At 71.1% G+C, this 1,643-nt stretch carries 2 protein-coding genes; both read right to left on the reverse strand.

Features of this window, described 5'->3' with window-relative positions; all coding sequences use genetic code 11:
• Positions 1 to 854, reverse strand: an 854-nt coding sequence (locus FVW27_RS14925) for an HD domain-containing phosphohydrolase (RefSeq protein WP_167126590.1), incomplete at its 3' end; no start/stop codon positions are given.
• A gap of 60 nt (positions 855 to 914) precedes the next feature.
• The coding region (locus FVW27_RS14930; RefSeq protein WP_167126593.1) for a FapA family protein at positions 915 to 1,643 on the reverse strand (729 nt) is incomplete at its 5' end.

The following is a 1,643-nucleotide window of genomic DNA, read 5'->3' on the forward strand; positions in this document are numbered from 1 at the left end:
GGCGTGGTCCGCAGGGCGGCCACGGCCTGCACCGGGGCAAGGCCGCGCCGCAGCTCCGCGTCGTAATCCAGCGCCGCCCGCAATATCCGCGCGCCCAGCGGCACGTCCGGTCCCGGCGGCATCTGCTGTGCGCCGATCATGTCCGCCACTTCACCCAGCCGGGGGATGTTGGTCAGCAGGTTGGCCGCGATTTCCGGGTGCATGCCCCATATCTGCTGTTCCTCGGCGCTCAGTGCCTCGCCCGACAGGCGTTTGCGCAGGGTTTCCGGCGGCAGGGCCACACAGCCCAGCTGGCAGAGCATGGCGGCCAGTTCCAGTTGCCACAGCGGCTTGGCGTCCAGCCGCGCCCCAATCTTCACCACCAGGTCGCGGATGCGCTCGCTGCGGCCAAAGGCCTCCGGGTTCACCAGCGCCAGCACGTCGGTCAGCACCTGCACGCTGCCGCGCAGGGTGCCGCGCAGCAGTTCGCGTTCGGCCACCACCAGCCGGTGCTGGCGCAGAGCGTCACGCAGCACGCCCACCAGTTCTTCAGGCGGGCAGGGTTTGGTCAGAAAGCGGAACACCGCTCCCCGGTTCACGGAGGCCACGGCCGTGGCGAAGTCGCCGTGGCCGGAAAGGATGATGCGCACCGCGTCGGGCATGCGCTGGCGTACATGCTCCAGAAAGGTGATGCCGTCCATGCCCGGCATGCGCAGGTCGGACACCACCACCGCGAACGGGCCCTTGCCCTCCAGCGCCAGCAGGCCGTGCTCCGGGCCTTCCGCCGTGGCCACGTCGAAGGCGCGGCGCAGGTTGCGGAGAAAGGTATCGAGGATGTTGGGTTCGTCGTCCACGAACAGGATGCGTTCGGTCATGCGGTGCTCCGTGGGGGGGCGGAAAATGCCGGAACGGTATGCGGTGCGGTTGGCTGGTGGTCACGCGAGCGGGGCGGTGCCCGCCGCACCGTCATTGGGAACATCCGCCGCGCGGCGCACGGGCCGTGGCGGAAACAGCTGTTCGGTGGGGGCCGCGGGGGCAGCGTCTACCGCCACTCGGTGCGCGGCGGGCCGCCAGACGTATTGCACCCCGGTATCGGCGGGGATGGCGTCGTGCCCGCGCCCGCCAAACTGCACCCGCACCCCGCCGTGGGTACGGCGGCGGATGATGATGGGGCTGGCCGCCAGGACCGCGTGGTAGCGCTTGCGACCCAGGGCGATCTGGCTTCCCAGTTCCTTCTGGCGGGCATCCAGTTTGCTGCGCAGGCGTATCAGCGCCTCCACCAGGGTGCGGTCTTCCTCCGGGGTTTGCAGCAGCACGGCCATGTCCGGGCCGTGGGGCAGTTCCGCCGATATGCGCGCCATGCGGTCGGCCAGGGTGTCGCGTTCGCGCAGCAGGGCGTTGAGCTGTCCGGTGTCCGGCTGCACCATCAGCCGGGTGGGCACCTCTGCCACCGAACCGGCCTCGCCCACGTCGATGCCCCCGCCCGTGCGGATGACGCTGCCGATGACAACGCCGCGTCCCGGTGCCAGAAAGCGGCCGCCCGCCGTGATGCGCGAACCCGTGACCCCGGAGGGGACAACCACGTCGCCGCCCGCCGTCACCAGAGCGAAGGCGGCGTGCGCGGCCACCACGTTGCCGCCCGCCTCGATGCCCGCGTCCGGGTC

This window comes from Nitratidesulfovibrio liaohensis (genome assembly GCF_011682075.1).
GTDB lineage: Bacteria > Desulfobacterota > Desulfovibrionia > Desulfovibrionales > Desulfovibrionaceae > Cupidesulfovibrio > Cupidesulfovibrio liaohensis.